General features: G+C 32.9%; 20 protein-coding genes and 1 other RNA gene. 10 read left to right on the top strand and 11 right to left on the bottom strand.

From position 1 onward, the window contains the following. Positions 1-10 precede the first annotated feature (10 nt). Positions 11-316, bottom strand: a complete 306-nt coding sequence (locus LU301_RS05430; protein ID WP_305273619.1) for a hypothetical protein — start codon at positions 314-316, stop codon at positions 11-13. Positions 317-369: 53 nt separating this feature from the next. Then, the gene (locus LU301_RS05425; protein WP_305273617.1) at positions 370-651 is read right to left on the bottom strand and encodes a type II toxin -antitoxin system TacA 1-like antitoxin; all 282 of its coding nucleotides are present in this window, start codon (positions 649-651) and stop codon (positions 370-372) included. A 128-nt stretch (positions 652-779) separates the two neighbouring features. Between LU301_RS05425 and LU301_RS05420 the strand changes: the two genes are divergently transcribed. Next, positions 780-1343, top strand: coding sequence for a dual specificity protein phosphatase family protein (locus tag LU301_RS05420; protein ID WP_305273615.1), 564 nt, complete (start codon positions 780-782; stop codon positions 1341-1343). A gap of 138 nt (positions 1344-1481) precedes the next feature. Here the strand turns inward: LU301_RS05420 and LU301_RS05415 are convergent, their stop codons facing one another. From LU301_RS05415 to LU301_RS05405, 3 genes are all read right to left on the bottom strand, one after another. Next, complete coding sequence (locus LU301_RS05415; RefSeq protein WP_305273613.1) at positions 1482-2654, bottom strand: hypothetical protein; 1173 nt, start codon at positions 2652-2654, stop codon at positions 1482-1484. Positions 2655-2669: 15 nt separating this feature from the next. Further along, complete coding sequence (locus LU301_RS05410) at positions 2670-3464, bottom strand: TatD family hydrolase (RefSeq protein WP_305273611.1); 795 nt, start codon at positions 3462-3464, stop codon at positions 2670-2672. A 67-nt stretch (positions 3465-3531) separates the two neighbouring features. Beyond that, positions 3532-4260: a pseudouridine synthase gene (locus LU301_RS05405; protein ID WP_305273609.1), complete on the bottom strand. Its 729-nt coding sequence runs from the start codon at positions 4258-4260 to the stop codon at positions 3532-3534. 271 nt (positions 4261-4531) lie between these two features. Between LU301_RS05405 and LU301_RS05400 the strand changes: the two genes are divergently transcribed. Both LU301_RS05400 and ftn read left to right on the top strand, forming a co-directional pair. Then, positions 4532-5296, top strand: a complete 765-nt coding sequence (locus LU301_RS05400; RefSeq protein ID WP_305273607.1) for a glutathione S-transferase — start codon at positions 4532-4534, stop codon at positions 5294-5296. 341 nt (positions 5297-5637) lie between these two features. Continuing rightward, complete coding sequence (ftn, locus tag LU301_RS05395; RefSeq protein ID WP_305273605.1) at positions 5638-6102, top strand: heteropolymeric bacterioferritin subunit Ftn; 465 nt, start codon at positions 5638-5640, stop codon at positions 6100-6102. A gap of 50 nt (positions 6103-6152) precedes the next feature. Here ftn and LU301_RS05390 read toward each other — a convergent pair whose 3' ends face one another. Further along, positions 6153-6491 carry a hypothetical protein gene (locus LU301_RS05390; protein ID WP_305273603.1) on the bottom strand — a complete coding sequence of 113 codons (339 nt, stop codon included), beginning with the start codon at positions 6489-6491 and terminating at the stop codon, positions 6153-6155. Between the two features lie 41 nt (positions 6492-6532). Beyond that, positions 6533-7924: a DNA repair protein RadA gene (gene radA, locus LU301_RS05385; RefSeq protein WP_305273601.1), complete on the bottom strand. Its 1392-nt coding sequence runs from the start codon at positions 7922-7924 to the stop codon at positions 6533-6535. 119 nt (positions 7925-8043) lie between these two features. Here radA and LU301_RS05380 point away from each other — a divergent pair, with 119 nt between their 5' ends. Beyond that, complete coding sequence (locus tag LU301_RS05380) at positions 8044-9429, top strand: amino acid permease (protein ID WP_305273599.1); 1386 nt, start codon at positions 8044-8046, stop codon at positions 9427-9429. A gap of 84 nt (positions 9430-9513) precedes the next feature. Here the strand turns inward: LU301_RS05380 and LU301_RS05375 are convergent, their stop codons facing one another. Next, positions 9514-11253, bottom strand: coding sequence for a P-loop NTPase fold protein (locus LU301_RS05375; RefSeq protein WP_305273597.1), 1740 nt, complete (start codon positions 11251-11253; stop codon positions 9514-9516). A 204-nt stretch (positions 11254-11457) separates the two neighbouring features. On the opposite strand from LU301_RS05375, the gene tsaE reads away from it, so the two are divergent. The 6 genes from tsaE (at position 11458) to LU301_RS05345 (ending at position 16498) form a co-directional block, all read left to right on the top strand. Further along, positions 11458-11937, top strand: coding sequence for a tRNA (adenosine(37)-N6)-threonylcarbamoyltransferase complex ATPase subunit type 1 TsaE (tsaE, locus tag LU301_RS05370; RefSeq protein ID WP_305273595.1), 480 nt, complete (start codon positions 11458-11460; stop codon positions 11935-11937). 7 nt (positions 11938-11944) lie between these two features. Next, positions 11945-13894: a DNA mismatch repair endonuclease MutL gene (gene mutL, locus LU301_RS05365; RefSeq protein WP_305273593.1), complete on the top strand. Its 1950-nt coding sequence runs from the start codon at positions 11945-11947 to the stop codon at positions 13892-13894. Positions 13895-14176: 282 nt separating this feature from the next. Beyond that, positions 14177-14392, top strand: a complete 216-nt coding sequence (gene rpsU, locus LU301_RS05360) for a 30S ribosomal protein S21 (protein WP_305273590.1) — start codon at positions 14177-14179, stop codon at positions 14390-14392. A 34-nt stretch (positions 14393-14426) separates the two neighbouring features. Continuing rightward, complete coding sequence (locus LU301_RS05355) at positions 14427-14873, top strand: GatB/YqeY domain-containing protein (protein ID WP_305273587.1); 447 nt, start codon at positions 14427-14429, stop codon at positions 14871-14873. 154 nt (positions 14874-15027) lie between these two features. Continuing rightward, positions 15028-15900 carry a lysophospholipid acyltransferase family protein gene (locus LU301_RS05350; RefSeq protein ID WP_305273586.1) on the top strand — a complete coding sequence of 291 codons (873 nt, stop codon included), beginning with the start codon at positions 15028-15030 and terminating at the stop codon, positions 15898-15900. Positions 15901-16036: 136 nt separating this feature from the next. Next, entirely contained in the window at positions 16037-16498 is a 462-nt protein-coding gene (locus LU301_RS05345) for a hypothetical protein (RefSeq protein WP_305273584.1), read from the top strand. A gap of 18 nt (positions 16499-16516) precedes the next feature. On the opposite strand, the gene LU301_RS05340 is transcribed toward LU301_RS05345, so the two are convergent. The 3 genes from LU301_RS05340 to rhlB form a co-directional block, all read right to left on the bottom strand. Then, a complete protein-coding gene (locus LU301_RS05340) occupies positions 16517-16975 on the bottom strand; it encodes a DUF441 domain-containing protein (RefSeq protein ID WP_305273582.1) in 459 nt (152 codons plus the stop codon). A gap of 231 nt (positions 16976-17206) precedes the next feature. After that, positions 17207-17303, bottom strand: an RNA gene (ffs, locus tag LU301_RS05335) — signal recognition particle sRNA small type. A 103-nt stretch (positions 17304-17406) separates the two neighbouring features. Continuing rightward, positions 17407-18558, bottom strand: coding sequence for an ATP-dependent RNA helicase RhlB (rhlB, locus tag LU301_RS05330; RefSeq protein ID WP_305273580.1), 1152 nt, complete (start codon positions 18556-18558; stop codon positions 17407-17409). Between the last annotated feature and the right edge of the window lie 188 nt (positions 18559-18746).

The raw sequence follows: 18746 nt of genomic DNA, 5'->3' as shown, positions 1-18746 counted from the left end.
CATAGATTTATTATAATACTTCCTGTTTACTTGGTAATCTAAACGGTGGATGTGGCAACAAACCTACGAGTATAATTTCATCATCAAATCGTTGATAATGCAAAATATATTCACTAGTCATATCGCCGTGTTCTCCTACATAACAAGGTATCCCAATGTGATAATGCCATAAACAATACTTTTGAGTGTAGGCGTACTGTAACTGTTGGCGTTTTGTGCGTGGATTAATAGGCATTGATGACTTATTACGCCCTCTTAAACCATACAAGCCATATGTTCTAACATGTGCCACAAAGCTCAATACGGCTTGCCTCATATTATCGTCTAATGTTAGCATACGTCTTTTGAAAGCGTTAGAAAAATTCACTTTCATACGCTTGCCAACCATTTATCAAAACTTACCAAATCCTTAAATGCCCACTCAGGCATTTCCGTTGTATTTTTTGCTCGTTCTTCAGGTGTTTCAAGTCCTTGCATCATTTCTTTCATTTGCTCTAGGTCAAAATCAAGATTATCACTTTCATCTTTCGTCAAGGAATATAATGCCTTTTCATAAGCACTCATGATAATAAAATCTTCCACGCTACGTCCTTGTTGATGTGCAATTTTTTCAATAATGTGTCTCGTTTGTGGTGCAATATCAAGGTACATATTTTGCTCCAAATTTAGAATGTATTTACTTTATTATAGCACAATATATTTACAAATATCACAATACAAGCTATGAACGATTATGTTAAAATAAATCCATAAACCACAACTCAACTGCAAATTATTTTATGAAAAATACATTATTTATCATTACTTTGGCAATTTTATCTACGGGTTGTATGACAACACCTGCCCTACCAGATGAACAACGACCAATACAATGGGGAACATCGCTTGATAAACAACATAATTTTTATCAAATCTCCAATCATGTGTTTCGTAGCGAGCAACCATCACAAGAGTTTATTCCACAACTACAACATTATAAAATTCAAAATATTATCAACTTAAGACAAAGTAAAGATGATTTTAAAATTTTAGAAAATCAGCCTTATAATATTATTCATATTCCGATTCGTACTTGGGCAATTGACCGTGAAGATATGCTCCAAGTGATGAAAAATATCAAACAAATTCAACAACGTGGTGAAAATGTTTTAATCCATTGTTATCATGGTTCTGACCGTACAGGAGCAAGCATTGCTATGTATCGTATTTTATTTGAAAATTGGACGATTGAACAAGCCACACAAGAAATGAAACACGGTGGATATGGCTTTCACAGTATTTGGAAAAATATTGAGCATTTATTTACTGAAGAAAATATCACTTGGATTCGTCAAAGATTATAAATTATTCACTTTACTCCATGTTCAACTTAAAATCATAATATATTGATATAATTGAAGATATTTCATTTGTACAAATAAATTGCAAATTTTCCTTACACGACATCAATAATTTATAATGATGAGCATAACATTAACTTTTTAGGATGTAATCTGATAATGATTTTGTCGATGGCATACTTGGCAACGTAAACTCACATGTTGAAATTGGTTATATTCGACCAAAACATCATAACTCCCACAATGCAAACAGCGGCGACGAGCAAAAAAACTTAAACGTGGCTGTACAGTTTGCCAAATTTTCCACAACGGCTGATAATAAAAATTATCTTTTAAATTAAGCACATGATAATATAAAATCTGACTCATATGACTTATTGGCATATCATCAGGTCTTAATATACTTGATGTTTCCCACTTTTCATGAATAATTTTTTGTTCGTATTCCAATAAAGTTTTACGTAATAAATTGGTATTCACAAAATCATCATTCTTACGTTTTAATAATTTTTTCTGATGTAAATAATTTAATGCCTGTTGCACCAAATAAAAAATTTGTGATAATGCTAAATGTGCCATCAATTGCTGACATAAACGTTCTAACTGTTGATTACCCGCAATTTGAATTTTCCATAATCCACAAACATATTGCATAAATTGCACAATTTCTTGATACATCATTTGATAAAGTGCAAATTTCACTTCATTTTCATGTTTAAATGGCACATATTCATTCAACTGATGATAAAATCCTGATTTTAATCCAGAATGAATACTATATAAACTGCTATCATACAAACCATCAAGTGATAAATTTAAATAATAAAAACCCACAGCTCCTTGATGTTCAACTAAAAAATTTTGTTTAATTAATTGTTTAATTAAGTATGCTTGATATTGATAATTAGGCGTAATGGGTAAATATTTCATGCGTTCCCACGCAATATATTCGCCATGTACTCGCTCCTCATTCACATGATAATCCAGCACACTTAATACAAATAACTTTTGTGTAAAATTTAAATCATCAATTTGTGGTAAAGTTTCTTCAGCGCTTACAATTTTATCTTGATGCTTTTTTTTCTCATGTAACGATGTTTCTCGCATTAAAATTTTACGCTGTTGTACACAATGTTCACAATAACAAATTCGGTCTTCATTGGGAAAAATTTGATGATGACATTGCTTGCATTGATAAAACTGATAAACTCGCCCAACAATTTCCCCCTCAATGTCATACATCATATTTTGACATAAAGGACAAATCACTTGCTCATCAAGTTTTCGGCTTAAAATTTCAACACTAATATCCATGTTATCAACTTTTGATTAAACCACTTGCTGACGTAAACGAGTAAAGTTTTGTGTCGTAATTTCTGCCATTTCTTCTAATGTTTTACCATGAATATCGGCTAAAACTTGAGCTACATAAGGCACATATTGTGGTTCATTTGACTTACCACGATACGGCACGGGTGCTAAATAAGGACTATCCGTTTCAATCAACAAACGGTCTAATGGCACTTGTTTTGCCACATCACGCAAGGCTTGAGCATTTTTAAACGAAATAATACCTGAGAATGAAATATAATAACCCATATCAAGCAACTGACGAGCCATTTCCCAATCTTCAGTAAAACAATGTAAAATACCATGTTCTGACTTTTCTGCACGGATTAAATCGACAGTATCTTGTTTTGCTGAACGTGTGTGTACCACCACAGGTTTTTTCACAATTTTTGATGCTGCAATATGGTTAATAAAACTTTGTTTTTGTTCAGCAATTAAACTGGTATCATGATAATAATCCAAACCCGTTTCACCCAATGCCCAGACTTTCTCATCTTGTGCATAAGTGACTAAATTTTCCACAGTTGCTTCAGCTAACTCTTCAGCCGAACTACATGGATGTACACCAATGCTATAACCCACTTGTGAGTGTCTATCCGCAACTTTAGCTAAAATATGACGGTCATTTAAGGTTACAGAAATCGCCATCATTTGTGTAACATTAGCTTTCAAGGCATTTTCAATAGCTAAATCAATCACTTCATCAGCATTGTTGGCTTGTGGATAGCGAGTAGCATCTAACATAGTTAAATGGCAATGGGTATCGATAAACATAACTTTTTATATCACATCATTATAATTGACGTATAATAGATGATAATCCACAAAATATCAAACAACTTTATCGATGTACATCATCAAGTTGTATTTTACCTATTTGTTCATTAGTTAAAAAACACCATTCGCCTAATGCTAAATCTAAATCATCTAAATCAAGCTGTCCAATTTTAAAACGATGTAATCGCTCAACTCGATTACCAGCACTCGCAATCATACGTTTTACTTGATGATAAATCCCTTGATAAATTGTCATATTTAACTGATTACTTGCAACACGCTGTACATGACTTGCGGTAAAAATTCCCTGTTCTTGATGTAAACTTACCCCTTGTTGTAATCTATTTAAGAGTTCATCATCAAAATCATGACAAGTTTGCACACGGTAGGCTTTACCTATATGATGTCGTGGATGGGTCATTTTTTGTAGAAATTGTCCATCATCGGTCAATAACAAAAAACCCGTAGTATCTTGGTCTAAACGCCCTACTGCTTGTACACCTCGCAAATTTAAATAATCAGGTAATAATTCAAATACTGAATGATGATGACTCGTTTGATGTGAACATTCATAGCCTATTGGTTTATTTAAAGCAATATAAACTTTTTCACGATACTGATAATCTTGTCCAAAAATAGTAATGCTTAAATCTGATAACTTATCTTTAGGAACTTGATATTTTAAATGAGTACACAATTCATTATTTAAATATACCACACCTTGTTCAATTAATGATTGACAATATTTGCGTGAACCAAATCCTTGCGATTGTAACAATTTATCTATTTTCATCAGTTTCTACTCAATCATATCACACAGACATTTTATATTGTATCAATAAAAAAATCAATTTATATCAACTAGATAATATCATTTACTATATAATAAATGGATAGAAATTCATTATTATCGCATTAACTTCAATCATCCTAGAAATAATTTTATACAAACAATCGTAAAAATGAATAGAATTTACCTACAAAAGTCATAAATTGCCATACAAATTTACTTTAAAAATTTGTTATGATATAAGAATTAATTTACATTCTTATTTATGGTTTTTATGCGTATTCTTTATCAGTTTCCATTGTCGCCTTATTGTGAAAAAGTCCGTTGGATTTTAGATTTTAAAGAGCTCCATTATGTGGCACAAAATCTCCGACCAGGTTTACATCGTGCTTTTACGCAATTAAAAACGAAACAAAATACCTTACCTATTTTAAGAGACGACCATGCTTGGGTAGGTGATTCAACTAAAATCGCTTTATATTTAGATGATATTTATCCAGAACATCGTATTATTCGCCCACAACGTGATTTACATGAAAAAATTTTACAATGGAATAGTTTTGCTGATGAATTGGGACAATATATTCGCCGTTGGTGTTTAGCTTCATTATCTGCACAAGATGAACATACGCTAGATATTTTATTGGGCGAGCGTGGCTATGCACGTCAATTTGAAAAAATTACCAAACCAATTTTACAAAAAATGCTTCATCATCATTTTGGTTTAAATGATAAAGATATTCAGCAATCACATCAAAAAATGCAACAGATGATTATTGAACTAAATCAACAACTTGAATATATCGATGAATTTTTGATTGGTGGTAAATTAAGTTTAGCCGATATGTCATTATGTGCCATGATTGCACCATTATTACAGGTTGCTAATACCCCTTGGGAACATGGTGAATATCAAATTTTTTCTGATGAATTTTATGCTTATCAACAACAGTTAAAAAATATGAAAGTGGCTCATTATGTACAAAATATGTACCAAAATCATCGCAAAGCATGGGTAGATTGGCGTGGTGTGGATTGATGATGAAAACCATTGATAATTAAGAGTGATTATTATAAACTACTGTTTTACATCAATAAATAATCAATCTCAATATTAAAATAGATGTATTCTTATTGGCTACAATTTGCTACATTTTAAATATAGTGGTTAAATTTGCGTAATTGACAATTAAAATGAATTATCGCAAATTTAAGCTATTATTTTTATTCATAATATTCAAAATGATAAAACATAAATGATAAACTTTATCATTTTATTTATTTATAAATCAGTGTTTTAAGCAAAAATAACCTTTGCAAATTGTACAAAAATTTGCATAATATAGCCATTAAGTCCATAATCCGATAAGAGGAAAACAAATGAAAGGTAATCCTGAAGTTATTGCTTATCTAAATAGTTTGATTGGTGGCGAATTAGCTGCTCGTGATCAATATTTTATTCATTCACGTATGTATGAAGATTGGGGTTTAACCAAGATTTATGAGCGTATCAATCATGAGATGGAAGAAGAAACCACCCATGCCGATGCGATTATTCGCCGTGTATTATTTTTAGGTGCAGAGCCAGATATGACACGTGATGAATTAAATATCGGTCATGATGTTGTGAGCTGTTTAAAATCTGACTTAGAGCTTGAGTATCATGTGCGTGATCGTTTAGCTCAAGGTATCAAATTGTGTGAAGAAAAAGGCGATTTTATTAGCCGTGATATGCTTCGTCAGCAACTCTTGGATACTGAAGAAGACCATATGTACTGGTTAGAAAAACAAATTGATTTAATTGAGTTAATTGGTTTACAAAACTACATTCAATCACAGATGTAATCTTGGTTGGATTGTATAAACGCCATTTTTATTGAGAATGGCGTTTTTATTTATGGTGTTTCATCTAATAATAATCCATTTTTATTGACTGCAATCACGCCATCAAATTGAGCGATTTGTTGTTGTATTTCATTGATTAATTTTAAATTATTCACTTGAATAGCAACTGCATTTAGCGTTTGATATTGATGATAAAAGCTCACATCAAGCGTAGCTAAAGCGACCATGACATGAGGTTGTTTATCCGCTTGATAAAACACAATCAAATGATGTTGTGCTTGTTGGTTAATCGTTACTGGTGTTGATGGCTGATAAGTGATAGCAGTAAGCTGTGATGGCTCAATACCTAACAATAACCATAAGAGTGCACTAAAAGATAATTCTGGCATAGTAAATTCCCAAATAATTGATTTATATCAATGGAAAAGGTCTATAAATCCATCGCTGCACCTAAGGCTTCATGCAAGCGAGAAACAGCAATAATTTCTAAACCGACAATACTTTTTTGTGGAGCATTCGCTCGTGGTAAAATAATAGTTTTAAATCCATGTTTTTGAGCTTCTTTTAGACGCTCTTGACCATTCGGCACAGGACGAATTTCGCCAGATAAACCGACTTCACCAAAAACAGCTAAATGTTGTGGTAAGGCTTTATTTCTTAAACTCGAAGCACAGGCTAATAGAACAGCTAAGTCCGAACCTGTTTCAGTAATTTTTAAACCACCAACAATATTAACATAGACATCTTGCCCTACAGTATGCACACCACCATGACGATGCATAACTGCTAATAACATCGATAAACGGTTTTGTTCTAAACCAAGTGCTACACGGCGTGGCTGACCATGTGCATCATCAACCAATGCCTGTACTTCAACCAACAATGGGCGAGTACCTTCACGACTAATCATAACAATAGAACCAGCAATCGGTTCATCATAACGGCTTAAAAAAATTGCTGATGGATTAGCCACTTCTTTTAGACCTTTATCTGTCATGCCAAAAACACCCAATTCATTCACCGCACCAAAACGGTTTTTTACTGCACGAATCATACGATAACGACTATCGGACTGCCCTTCAAAATACAGTACGCAATCAACCATATGTTCCAACACTCTCGGACCTGCTAAAGCCCCTTCTTTTGTTACATGACCAACGATAAATAATGCTGTGCCTGTATGTTTCGCAAAACGTGTTAAAATTGCAGCAGATTCACGAATCTGTGATACGCCCCCCGGTGCGGATTGAATAGTTTCAGTATAAAGTGTTTGAATAGAATCTAAAACAGCCATTTGTGGACGTTCATGGGCAAGCACTTCACAAATGCGTTCAACGCAGGTTTCTGCCATGACTTTTAGGCGTTCTAAGGGTAATTCTAAACGTTTGGCACGCATTGCCACTTGGGAAAGGCTTTCTTCCCCTGTAATATAAAGTGCTGATTGCTGACTTGCCATGTAGGTTGCTGTTTGTAATAAAATAGTCGATTTACCAATACCGGGATCACCACCAATCAGTACTACTGAACCTGTAACTAAGCCACCACCTAATACTCGGTCAAATTCACTAATCCCTGTTGATGTGCGAGTTTCGTAACTAATTTCAACTTTATCAAGTGTAGTAATGGCTGAAGTTTGCCCTGCATAACCACCCTTTTTAGGTGCAACATTTAAACCAATTTGGGCTTTATGAGCAGGTGTTGTAGTTTGAGCTTGACTTTCGATGAGACTATTCCATTCTCCGCAATCTGAACATTGCCCAGCCCATTTTGAATGTACTGTCCCACATTGTTCACAACGATAAATAGTTTTAATTTTACTCATAACATTAATGCATTAAAAATAAACAAGATATTAAAATTATCTCATAAAATGTCAGAAAAGTATTTCCTATTTTTGTGAATTGTTTTATTGTAATAGGGTTTTTATTTTTTGTGGATAATATGCAAATGTCTGAAACACATGAATTACAACGAAGCTTGTCAAACCGACATCTTCAGTTAATTGCAATTGGCGGTGCGATTGGTACAGGTTTATTTATGGGCTCTGGTAAAACCATCAGCGTGGCTGGACCATCAATTTTATTTATTTATATGATTATCGGCTTGGTGGTATTTTTTATCATGCGGGCATTGGGTGGTTTATTATTATCCAATTTAAATTATAAATCATTTATCGATTTTTCGACTGATTTAATTGGACCTTGGGCTGGCTTTTTTGTAGGTTGGACGTATTGGCTCGTTTGGGTAACGATTGGTATTGCTGATTTATCAGCCATTATTTATTATTTACAATTTTTCAATAATGGACAAGCTTTTAGTTTAGCTGAAGGTTTAATGATTAGTTTTGCATCGATATTTTTTATCATGATTTTAAACCTTGCGACGGTGCGATTATTTGGTGAAATGGAGTTTTGGTTTGCCTTGATTAAAATTATTGCTATTATTGTACTGATTTTAACAGGTTTATGGCTGATTTTTACAAGTTATACGTCAAGTGCGGGACACGTTGCATCATTTAGTAATATTTGGTCGCATGGTGGTTTATTTCCACAAGGGTTTGATGGATTTTTAGCAGGCTTCCAAATTGCAATTTTTGCTTTTATTGGTGTGGAATTAGTTGGCACAACAGCAGCAGAAACAGAAAATCCACAGCGTAATTTACCAAAAGCGATTAACTCGATTCCAATCCGTATCATTATTTTCTACGTTTTTGCCTTGTTAATTGTGATGTCGGTGACTCCTTGGAATGCGATTGACCCAAAAGTAAGTCCATTTGTGAATTTATTTAGTGAAGCGGGTGTAGCAGCAGCAGCGATTATCATGAATTTGGTGGTTTTATCATCTGTGATGTCATCAATGAATGGCGGTATTTTCTCAACCAGTCGTATGTTGTTTGGTTTATCAAGCGAACAATCTGCACCAAAATTATTTGGTAAGCTCAATAAAAATGCTGTACCTGCCAATGCTTTATATTTTACCGTGGCGTGTTTGGTGGGGGGAGCGATTTTACAATCAACATCAGAAAGTTTACAACAAGCCTTTACCATTACCACAACTTTAACTACAATTTTATGTATTTGCGTGTGGTTAATTATCATATGGAGTTATATCAATTTAATGCGTAAACGCCCACAACTTTATGCAGAATTGAGTTTTAAATTACCCGGTGGATTGGCAACATGTATTTTTGTAATTGTATTCTTGATGGTTACGGTATTTATATTATGCTTAGAGCCCGATACTTTATTAGCAGTACAATGGAGTCCAATTTGGTTTATTTTGATAGCAATTGGTTATTTCGGTTTTTATAAAAAGAAATTGAAATAGTGCGTGTATTACATCATGAATATTGGATTTTACGATATTCATGATGTTTGATTAAAGTGGTGATGGTGAAAAATCACCATCTTTTTAGTCAAATTTTGTCAGATTTTCTGTTTGCTTAAGCCAATATTCAATAGGAATTTTACTATCAGGATTTTCTTGCACTTTTTCCTGTAATAATTCAACTATCCATTGGCGGACTTGTTCTTGTTTTTCTTTGGAAAGGAGCCTGTTGTTTATGATTGATTTAAGAAATGATCGTCGAGTTGAATGGAATGGTATTTTTTCTACCCAAATAATCTCTTTTAAATCATTCTTATTTATATTGTTTAATTTGTTTTTTATATCATCTTCTGAATTTTTACCTTTTCCATGTAAAAAATAGTCAAGATAACTAAAAACCTCTTTATTTTCATTCAGAATGTTAAGTTGTTCGATTGTAAATTCATAAAAAATATTTTCTTTATGTGAGTCAGTGAGTTCAAAATATTCAAGAGAAAGTTTCTTATCAGATTTTGTAATTTCGTCTATAATAAAATTTTGAGATAGTTCTTTTAATTGATTAGCCTTATCTTTGCTAAACATGGAGATGTACTGGTAATAATTACTTAATGTCCGCAAGCTTAAGTAAGGGATACTCTTAATCGAAGAGTTGTAAAAATTATTAAAATTTATCTCGTTAAACTCAAGATTTTCAAAATCACTTTTGAATCTGTTATAGTAAAAAATACATTCAAAACTGTGATTTTTAGTTATTATATCTTTTAAAGTATCATCATTATGGTCTAAATTATAGTTCATAAGATAATCAATAATTATTTTCATCCAATCTTCAATTTCATAAAATTTGAAGAAATCCTTTGAATATCTTGAAATATCTTTTTTGTATACATCTATTTTTCTATTAGAGTGCATGCTTATATCCTTTAATAACTTCAGATTAAAAGTAATATGTTCAGACTTTTGGTCAAGACTATCATTATCATTAATATCAATGCTAAGTATTTTAGGAGAAAAATACTCAGCAAATCTAATCATAAGTAGATTTTTTAAGATATATTCTTTACTTTTATAACTAAAATCATGTCCTAAAGACATTATATTTTGAAAATCTTTATCTACTTTTTGATAAAATCTTAAGTTTTTGTTTTTGACCTTTAATTTATCGTAAAACTCTTGATAAATATCAATCATTTCATGATTTTTAATCATTTCTTTGATGATAGAAAAGTTGTCAGTTAAATAAAACACATCATCAAATACTTTTTCTTTGTATTCTTGAAACTCTGTATTTTGCTCATTGATTTTATCTTGATGCAGAATAACAATCACTTGACAATTTTTCTCTGTTTTTAATTGGTTAATAAAGCCCATTAAATCTTTCATATCAAGTTTATCGGATTTTCGTTCTAAATCATCAATGCAAATGACACTATTTTTTACAACAATAGAACCCAATACTGATAATGTATTTTTACTAGAAGAAATAACAACTCCACTATTTTTAACATCATCTATCTTAATCTTTTCTAAAAACACTTTAAGCAATGATTGTAGTTTTAAAGAAATTCTATTTAAAAAGTTTGGAGTGGAGTTTCTTTGAGATTGAATGGCAATTTCATACTTGAGAGCTTCTAAACTTTCAATCCCAAAAACAGAAACATAAGAATATATTGGTTTTTTAAATTTTCCACGATTTTCATTATAAAAACTTTTCCAAAAATGTGTTTTGCCAATACCCCATTCTCCAGTCAAAGCAATCGCAAAACTTTCTGTTTGCTGTAATTGTTGTAGGAATTTTTGTTCAAGATTTTCAACACTCGCCATCGCTTATTACCTTTTGTTTACTTTACATCAGTATATCATGATTAGATTGAGCATTCAAATGAGAACAATATGCTAATTTATTTAAAATATCACTGTTTTTGAATTTGTTATTTTTGATGATTTTGTATAAAAATAGAGCAACAAACAGACAGATTTTGCCTAAATTGTAGTATGATATAATCCCTTTTTACCTGTGATCAGAAGATGTCTATTTTACATTGTGTATTGAGCCAAGAGAGCGACACCCAACAATTTGCCCAAGCCTTTGCCACACACGTTCAGCAAGGTGTGATTTATTTAATTGGCGATTTGGGTGCAGGAAAAACCACTTTTACTCGCTATTTTTTGCAAGCATTGGGGCATCGTGGAGCGGTGAAAAGTCCGACTTATACGCTGGTTGAGCCGTATGTGATTGATGGAAAAAACATCTATCATTTTGATTTATATCGTTTAAATGACCCCTATGAATTAGAATTGATGGGCATTCGTGATTATTTGGATACACCTAATGCTCTATTTTTATTTGAATGGCCATCTAAAGGAGGAGATGAAATTCCATCAGCGGATATTATCATCAATATTGAAAAAACAGATAATGAATTAACTCGCCGTGTATCGCTTGAATGTTATGATATAGCATTAGCGGAGAAATTATCATCAACATTATCGGCATATTGTATTTGATTTTATCATGACTGATTTATCTACCAAACGCATTCACACTTTACCGCCTGCTTTAGCCAACCAAATTTCCGCAGGGGAAGTGATTGAGCGTCCATCATCAGTTGTCAAAGAATTATTGGAAAATGCGATTGATGCTGGAGCGACCTCTTTACATATTCGTGTGGAAAATGGTGGAAGTACACTGATAGAAATTATCGACAATGGTGCAGGTATTCACCCTGACGATTTACCATTGGCGGTGATGCGACACGCCACCAGTAAAATTCAAACAGCTGATGATTTAACCAATATTATCAGTCTAGGTTTTCGTGGTGAAGCGTTGGCATCGATTGCGGCGGTATCTCGATTAAGCATTATCAGCAGTCAAGATGATACAGGTCTCGGCTATAAAATTGAAGTCAATGGCACGGCATTTGACCATCAGCAGGTACAAGCAGTGGCACAAGCCAAAGGTACGCATATTCGAGTACAAGATTTATTTTTTAATGTCCCTGCACGGCGAAAATTTCTTAAAAAACCACAGACAGAATTTGGACATATTGAAGAAATTGTTCGCCGTTTGGCTTTAACGTATTTTGATATTCAGTTTATTTTAGAACATGGCGATAAAATTCGTTTTAATCTACCTGTAGCAGATAGTGGCGTGTTACGTTTTCAGCGTGTACAACAATTATTAGGACAAAAATTCATCGAAAATGCTTATTGGATAGATGCTCAAGGCACGGCAATGCGAATTTCAGGTTGGTTGGGGCATCCATCGGAACCACGTTCGCAAGCGGATTTACAATATATTTATGTCAATGGGCGAGTGGTAAAAGATAAAACCATTAGCCATGCCTTAAAAATGGCGTATGATGGGATTTTACACGGTCATCAATTTGCCAGTTATTTATTATTTTTAGAAATTAACCCTGAAGATGTTGATGTTAATGTACATCCAACTAAGCATGAAATTCGTCTCTTAAATGGACGAGAAGTACATGAATTTGTACGTCATCATGCCAAACAAGTATTGGCTCAATTTCAAACCGCCACCGCTGATTTAAGTCAAGCGATGAAAGTTGAACCTGAAATAACTTTATCATCGCCACAAATACAACAACAATTTGCTTTACATCAACATACATATCAAACGGCAACAAGTCATCATCATACTGAACAAAATACAGACAAGATTCAATATCCATCATCATCTGCAACTCGCCCAGTCAGTGCAGGGCAAAGTAATCATTTAACTGCGGTACAACGTTATCTTACACCCTTACGAGATGATGAAAATCATCACTCGATGGCGGAATCTGCTTCTTCATCACACGCTATTGCCATATTATCTGAAACAAACGATGTTGATATAGCACCGAAAACCGATGAATATCCACTCGGTTTGGCGATTGCACAATTACATGGTATTTATATTTTGGCACAAAATAGTGAAGGGTTAATTATTGTTGATATGCACGCTGCCCATGAACGTGTGGTCTTACAACAGATGAAATCAGCTTGGGATAAGCCAGAATTTTGGATTTCACAACAATTATTATTGCCAAAAGTAGTCGAAGTCAGTCCACGCCAAAGCGAACGTGTTGATGATTTAAAAGCCAGTTTACAGCGTTTAGGCTTGGATATTGATGTATATGGCGAACAGCACGTGATTATTCGTGGCGTGCCTGCAATTTTACAAAAAGCAGATATGGAACGCTTAATCCCTGAATTACTTGATGATTTAGATCCGAATAATGAAGCCTTAACTCTAATTCATTATCGTGATAAAATCTTGGCAACAATGGCGTGTCATGGTTCGGTGCGTGCCAATCGTTTATTAAGTTTGGCGGAAATGAATGCCTTATTGCGTCAAATGGAACAAACTGAGTTTGCAAGTCAGTGTAATCATGGCAGACCGACTTGGCGAATGTTTCCATTATCGCAGTTGGATAAGTTATTTGCACGGGGGGAATAATTTTTATAGGAGCGAATCCTAACTCATACCTACGCAGAATTAATAACTCATTATAAGTTGAGAATAACTACTATCATATTACATTATCTTATTCTAAGAGTTATACACAATTTCTGTGGATAACATTGTGAAATAAATATTTCGCATTGTTTAAATAATAACCACATATATTATAATACCTTGAAAAAGGCACAGTTTATCTATAGAATATATGCTCTCACTTATATCTATCATTAATTTGTATAGATATTATCCATTATCTTTTTTACATGAGGATTAATCATGCCACAAGTTAAGTTAAAAGAAGGCGAACCAGTTGATGTTGCTATCCGCCGTTTCAAACGTTCTTGCGAAAAAGCAGGTGTATTAGCAGACGTGCGTAAGCGTGAATTTTTTGAAAAGCCAACACAAGTGCGTAAGCGTAAAAAAGCTGCTGCTGTTAAACGTTACCAAAAGAAATTGGCTCGTGAGTCAGTACGTACAGTTCGTTTGTACTAATTTAAAAAAAGTTGTAGGCATTCAGAGGTAGACTATGAGTACTTTAAAAAATCAAATTACTGATACTTTAAAAACGGCAATGAAAGCTAAAGAAATGGCAACAGTTACCGTTATTCGTAGTCTGCAAGCAGCAATTAAACAAATAGAAGTCGATGAACGCATTGAATTAAATGATGATGCTGTTTTAAAAGTCATCGAAAAACAAATTAAACAACGTAAAGAGTCGGTAAAAGCCTTTGAAGGTGCAGGACGACTCGAACTCGCAGAAAAAGAGCAAGCTGAAATTGATGTATTGACACAATTTCTACCTGAGGCGATGACAGAACAAGAGCTTGATACTCTGATTGAGCAAACCATTGAAGCTCAAAATGCGACTAGTATTAAAGACATGGGTAAGGTGATGAATGTTTTACGTCCTATCATCGCAGGGCGTGCAGATCCAGCCGAAGTTTCTGCTAAAATTAAAGCAAAATTAGGCTGATAGTATAAATAATATAGTAAATAGATAATTGAGCAGTTCAGTTATCTATTTTTATTTTGATGATGATTTTTAAGCCAACTCTATTCTATCTTTTAATCGTATGATTTCAAATTCCTTCTCTTATAAGCTGATAACTTGGGTAAGTCGTTTACCAATGACATTTTTACAATCGATGGCAAAGACAATCGCTTATATTGAAAATACATTTCATTTCTCTAAAACCGCCAAATATGTGCATTTAAATCTGCAAATTGCATTACCAGAATTATCAACACAGCAACAAAAACAAATTATTCAGCAAGCAATATCTAATGAAATACAATCTTATTTTGAATTTTTTCATATTTGGGGGGCGAATAATCAAGATAATATTTCCCGTATTCATCAAGTACATGGTGCTGATTATTTCCATCAAGCATTAGCTGAGCAAAAAGGCGTAGTATTGATTGTCCCACACTTTGGTACATGGGAGATTATGAATGCATGGTGTGCTCAATTTACTAAAATGACAATTTTATATAAACCCGTAAAAAATAAGGTCGCTGATGAATTTGTCCGTCAAGCTCGTAGTCGAGAACAAGCAAATCTAGTGCCTACTAATGAAAGTGGTGTAAGAGAAATTTTAAAAGCTTTAAAAAAAGGTGGAACAACCGTCATTTTACCCGACCATTCACCTAACATTGAAAGTGAAATGGTTGATTATTTTGCTATTCCACTTTATTCAAGTAATTTAACTGCTAAATTAGTTCAAAAAACCAAAGCTAAAGCCTTATTTTTATATGCTATGCGTAATGAACAAGGCGGATTTGAGATGTTTATTGAGCCAATGCCTGATGAAATTTATCAAGGCACAGCCAATGATGGAACTTTATTAATTCATCATAAAATTGAACAACTTATCAGAGCATATCCACAACATTATCATTGGAGTTATAAGCGTTTTAAAGCAAATCCTGTATTAGATGGTGTTTATCACGAGTCAATAGAACAAGCTTTAAAACTAGTTGAACAAGTGAGAAAATCATAATATATAGCAAATATAGTATTCTAAAACCATGCACTAATATAATATGTCTACTAAAAAACTAAATTATCCCATTAAATTTTATGCTCAAAAACGTATTTCTTTGTTTTTAAGTATAGTTAGTACATTCTGTTTTTTAATGATATTTGCAGATGTGTTTTTTGATTATTTACCGCCATCTCATCGTGGTGATTTACCTTTTATCATTAAACTATTGATGATGTTATTGACAGGAGGTATGACATTGATTTTTATGAAAAAAATAATGAATTCCCTGCCTGATATCGTGTTATATGCAGATAAAATAAAATTGTTAAATCCATTTAAGAGCACTTATGAAGAATTTCAATTTTCCAATCTAAAGAATATCGAATTTAGTTTTGGTAAACATCCAATGTTGTATATTTATTTAAAAAATCAACCACGTTTATCCAATGCTCATAAAAGCTATCCTATGGTTTATTTAAAATTAAATAAGCAAAGATTACACAGCCGACAAGTAGCAGATATTATCCATCAAGTATTTGAAAGTTACCAAAATAATACTCAACAAATGATTTACTTAAGAGAAGTGAAAAAAGATTTTTTTGATTGGGGTTAAAACATATATGCTATCAAGCTATCTATTTAAATAAAGTAAAGATACCATACCTGCTGCAACTAAAGGTCCAACAGGCACACCACGGAAAAAGGCTACACCAATCACCGTACCGATAAGTAAACCTGCAACAATATTGGGTTGTAAGGTCATCAATTGTACACCACGCCCTCCTAACCATGCTACAAAAATACCCACAGCAATAGCTAATAAAGATTGTAAGCTTATAAACGATTTTATAACCATATTACCATCAATTTTACCTGTTGCAATCGGCATAAGTACAGCAATGGTTAGAATAAGAATACCTAAATTTAAACCATATTGTTGAATATAAGGGAAAATATAACTGTGTAATGGCGATATTTTGATTAAAATTAAAACGGCAGTTGCACCGATAATAGTTGTATTTTGGCTAAAAATACCACAAGTGAGTAAAATTAATAAAATAATAAGGCTACTATCAAGTTGTTGTAACATAGATGTCATCTGATTAAAAATATTATATTAACATATTGTATAGAAAAAATATAGGTTTTACTAGAAAATCACAGAACAATCTTATAAGTGAATTAATTTATTGATTTTATTAAAATATTCTCCAAATATTAAAAATAATAATTCATTAAAAATCAAAATTATATTAATATTTTACTCTATGCCCAACTTAGTTTTTTTATATAATTTTTTAACCCTTAAAATGGGTGATAGCCCTACTAGCAAAACTTCGGCACATCATATATATACTACCGCTGCTACCTTCCGGTTCTGACGGGGTTCGTATAGTATAATTGCGAAGTAACCAATAGAGCTACCATAACAATATGTCAATATTATAGCGTATTTTTGCAATAATGCAAGCAATTTTGCTGATAATTGCTACATTTACGCTCAAGATTAGCCATTTTGTTTTAACAATAACCATCTAAACGCGTTATTTCTAATTTACGTCCTAATTTTTGTTCCAAATCAGCTAGATAAAACGCATCATCTTCCGATAAAAAGCTGATACTAATCCCTTGTTGCCCTGCTCGCCCTGTACGCCCAATACGATGTACATAATCATCAGGTTGTTCAGGAATCGTAAAATTAATTACATGGGAAACACCATCTACATGAATGCCACGCCCTGCAACATCGGTAGCAATCATGATATTATATTGCCCTGATTTAAAACGCTCTAACATTTTCAAACGCTTATCTTGCTCAATTTCACCTGATAAAATACCTACTTTATATTGTTTTTTCTGTAAGAACTCATAAATATCTCGTACTTGGTCACGGCGATTAGCAAAAATCATAATTTTTTCAATCGGCTCATGCTGTAAAATATCTTCCAATAAACGATATTTATCTTTCTTTTCAACCAAATACACACGCTGTTCAACATCAGCATTGGTTTTTTGCTCAGGTTCAATTTCAATTAACACAGGTTCAAATAGCCATTTATAGGCTAAATTCATGACATCCACATTAAAAGTTGCTGAGAAGAATAATGTTTGACGACATTCTTTTTTTGGTGCTACCCGAACAATACGTTTAATCGCAGGGATAAATCCCATATCTAATAAACGGTCAGCTTCATCAATTACTAAAAATTCAAGTTGATCAAGCCAAATTTCTTTTTGATCTAAGAAATCAATCAATCGACCTGGAGTAGCAATCACAATATCAATAATTTTACGGTCAAATTGTTCATTTTGTTGTTTAAAATCAACACCACCCAATAATGTTATAGAATTTAAACCACAAAAACGTGTAAGTGCTTTACAATCCTGTTCAATTTGTAAAGCCAACTCTCGTGTTGGTGCTAAAATTAACGCTCTTGGCTCTGCACGATAACGTGTGTCTTGAATAGGATTATTAAGTAAATCATTGATAATACTAATTAAAAATGTTGCTGTTTTCCCTGTGCCTGTTTGTGCTAAACCAATCGCATCGTGCCCTGCTAAACTATATTTTAATAGTTTTTGTTGGATAGGTGTCATATTTGAAAAACCTAAATGGTCTATCGCTTTTTGTAGTTTTGAATGTAAATTGAGTTGTTTAAAAGTCGTAAACATAATTTTCTCAAATCGTTTAGTTTATTTAAATGATAATATTATGCCCAACTCATAATAAGTTATTGATTTCATGTAGGGACAATTTGTAATTACTCCCGACTAACTTAAATAAAATTAAGTTGAGCAAAATACTATTCTAACAAATAAGCATAAGGGCGAAAAATCTCGCCCCTATCTATCATTGATTG

It is taken from the genome of Moraxella sp. ZY210820, assembly GCF_030674635.1.
Lineage (GTDB): Bacteria > Pseudomonadota > Gammaproteobacteria > Pseudomonadales > Moraxellaceae > Acinetobacter.
Note: the sequence above shows the minus strand (reverse complement) of the source record. Positions and strands in the feature narration are given on the sequence as shown.